Below are 3,102 nucleotides of genomic sequence, written 5' to 3' on the forward strand. Positions count from 1 at the left end.
TCATCGAGGCCGTTTGGCAGGCGGGCGAGACCTTGGTGGCCGGCGTCGGCTGCCTGCAAGGTGTCTGTGGCTCCTGCCGTATTATGGTACGTCGTGCCGGCTCTAGCGACGTAACAATGGAACTCGCCTGCGAAACGATCGTCGAGCCCGCTATGCAGGTGACGTTCGTAGGCTTTCTCGCCCACCACAGGCACCACGCGTACCAAATCGAGGATTTTTACAACGCATGGGATGTCCTCGAACAGGTCAACGATACGTTTCCGGAGGCTGCTCACTGCAGGCACTGTGGCGGCTGTGATGCGACCTGTCCGCGCGGTCTGGAGGTCCAGCGGGGTGTTAACCTGCTTATCGTGGGCAGCGTTCAGGAAGCGAGTGACATCTTCGCCGACTGCGTGATGTGCAATCTGTGCACACGGGCGTGCCCCGAGCATATCGGTCCCAACCATTTGGGGATGCTCGGCCGACGCATCGTCGCATCCCACGGGCTGCATTCGCCCAATCTGTTGCTCCGTCTCGACCAGATCCGCCGCGGCGCGCTCACCGTGGACGTCGACGCCATCGAGGTCCCCGCAGCGAGGGGCGATAATTAGGGCATTGAATATATGCGCGTTGAACGGAGGAATACGACGCGGATGACCGGCATTCCTTATGAACAGGCGCTCGCCGCTTGGCGAGTGTCCTCACCAGCGGTCGCGCGCGACAATCCGCTGCCTCGCGAAGACCTGCTCGCCCGCTATCACCCAGACTATCGGGCAGAAACCCGCACGACCATTAAGGTTGGGCCGAACGCTGGCGATCCGTGTCACCGGCTCGTGGCCGACTGGCTGCACACGAATGCGCGCATTAACGAAGCCGCTCTCGCTGGCGCAACGGTAACCGACACCGATGTTCTCGTGATCGGCGGCGGGGGCGCCGGCTGTGCTGCGGCCCTCACCGCCACGAAGGCCGGTGCAAAGGTGCTCGTCGCAACGAAGCTCCGCTTGGGCGACAGCAATACCGTGATGGCCGAAGCGGGCATTCAAGCCGCTGTGCGCCCTGAGGACTCGCCGCAACGTCACTTCGAGGACACCCTGCGCGGCGGCCATTTCAAGGGCGACAAGCAGTTGGTGGCGCAGATGGTGATGGATGCGCCGGATGTGATCCGCTGGCTCATCCGACTTGGCATGCAGTTCGACCACGACGGAGGCGACCTCCGAGCCCGCCGCCCGGGCGGGGCGACGGCCGACCGAATCCTGTGCCACCGTGATTGCACCGGTCTTGAGATGATGCGGGTTCTGCGCGAAGCCGTGCTCAACAGCAGCGTCACCGTGTGGAATCGCAGCCCAGTCGTCGAGCTCCTGTGCGATGAGCACGGCCATTGTGCCGGCGCCGTCGTCTTCTCGCTCGATATTTGCCGCTATTGCCTCGTTCGTGCCAAGGCGGTGATCCTGGCCACCGGTGGCATTGGCCGATTGCATCTGAATGGTTTTCCGACGTCTAACCATTTCGGCGCGACAGGCGACGGTCTCGTGCTCGCCTACCGGCTCGGGGCGCGCGTGCGGGACCTGGACTCCTTCCAGTACCATCCGACCGGCCTCGCGGATCCGCCGCGGCTGGCTGGTAGCCTCGTTTCAGAGGCGACACGGTCGGCAGGGGCAACCTTGGTCAACGGCCTTGGGGAGCGCTTCGTCGATGAACTGAAGCCGCGCGATCAGGTCGCCGCAGCGATTATTCGCGAATGCGAGGAGGGACGGGGCGTCGTCAGCGGGGCCGGTCATCGGGGCGTTTTTCTCGACACGCCAGCCCTGGAACTCCGTGAGCCGGGCATCATTGCCAAGCAGTTTGTGAGCGTCATCAAGCTGGCGAAGAAGTGCGGGCACGACCCGGCGCGGTTGCCCTTCCTCGTCTATCCGACGCTTCATTTCCAGAACGGCGGCGTTGTCATCGACGCAAATGGCGCATCCTCGGTTCCCAACCTGTTCTGCGTCGGCGAAGTCGCCGGTGGCGTGCACGGTCACAACCGCCTCGCGGGCAACGCCCTGCTTGAAATCCTGAGCTTCGGCCGTCGGGCCGGGGTCAAGGCAGCGGAGCGGTCGGCCGCGGCCAATCCGCGTAAGATCCTGATCGAGCATGTGACCCAGCGTCAGCGGGAATTGACGAAAGCCGGGCTACCCTTGGATCGTGTCGGGCCACCCCTGTTCCCCGACTATGCCAACTTCGACAAGACCCACATGTACACTCCGCGAGCACGGCCGGCGGAGGTTCCGGCAGGCGAAAGCGCGGTCACATGAACACTCTCAATCACGTCGTTCTGAATGAGCGTTGTCTGGTCGGACCGGATTTGGACCGATGGCTTGCCGGCCCCGGGGGCGCCGGTCTCGAGGCCGCGCTTGCAGCACCCGATCGGCTGATCGCAACGATCGAAGCGGCGGGATTACGGGGCATGGGCGGCGCCGGTTTCCCGACTCACCGCAAGTGGAGCTTCGTCGCCGCTGAGACCAGCCAGAGCCACAAGTATCTCATCTGCAATGGCAACGAAGACGAGCCGGGAACCTTCAAAGACCGGCTACTGCTGGAGAAATCGCCGCATCAGGTGATCGAGGGGGCGCTGATTGCCGCCCTTGCCACCGGCGTCAACAACGTCGTGATTTACATCAATCCGGCACAGACGGCCTCCGTGCAGAACATCAGCAAAGCGATGGCGCAGTGGCGGGCGCACTCGCTGTTCGCCCGGCTCAAAAACGCCATCGGGCGGCCGATGACTCTATCAGTGGTTGAAAGTTCAGGCTTGTACATCGGCGGCGAGGAGTCGGCGGCGATTGCGTCGGTCGAAGGCGGTTTTCCGTTCCCGCGGCGAAGGCCCCCCTATCCGGCGCAGAGAGTGGCGTCTACGGCTGTCCGACATTGGTCAACAACACAGAAACGCTCGCAAACGTACCGCACATCATTCACCATGGCGCCGACTGGTACCAGGCGCTCGGGATCGGCGACGCCGTCGGCACCAAGATCTACACGCTCAGCGGTGACGTCGTCGCGCCGGGCGTCTACGAGCTTCCGATGGGGACGTCGCTGCGTAACCTGATCGATGTGTACGGCCAGGGCATGCTCGCGGGCAAACGGTTC

Annotated in this window: 3 protein-coding genes and 1 pseudogene; all 4 read left to right on the top strand. The window is 63.6% G+C overall.

What is annotated here, in order from left to right:
• Positions 1-590, top strand: a 590-nt coding sequence (locus ACLQI9_RS11540; RefSeq protein WP_442391691.1) for a hypothetical protein, incomplete at its 5' end; no start/stop codon positions are given.
• Between the two features lie 42 nt (positions 591-632).
• Positions 633-2,270, top strand: a complete 1,638-nt coding sequence (locus ACLQI9_RS11545; RefSeq protein WP_442391692.1) for an FAD-dependent oxidoreductase — start codon at positions 633-635, stop codon at positions 2,268-2,270.
• A pseudogene (locus ACLQI9_RS11550) lies at positions 2,267-2,839 on the top strand (NADH-quinone oxidoreductase subunit F); the annotation flags it as partial. The gene ACLQI9_RS11545 and the pseudogene ACLQI9_RS11550, both read left to right, overlap by 4 nt.
• A 44-nt stretch (positions 2,840-2,883) precedes the next feature.
• Positions 2,884-3,102: SLBB domain-containing protein (locus ACLQI9_RS11555; RefSeq protein ID WP_442391693.1), on the top strand; the 219-nt coding region annotated here is incomplete at its 3' end.

This window comes from Mycobacterium sp., from assembly GCF_052143115.1.
Taxonomy (GTDB): domain Bacteria; phylum Actinomycetota; class Actinomycetes; order Mycobacteriales; family Mycobacteriaceae; genus Mycobacterium.

Coding starts and splice junctions, on each gene's coding strand:
- ACLQI9_RS11545 (WP_442391692.1), top strand. CDS start 633: ATGACCGGCATTCCTTATGAACAGGCGCTCGCCGCTTGGCGAGTGTCC.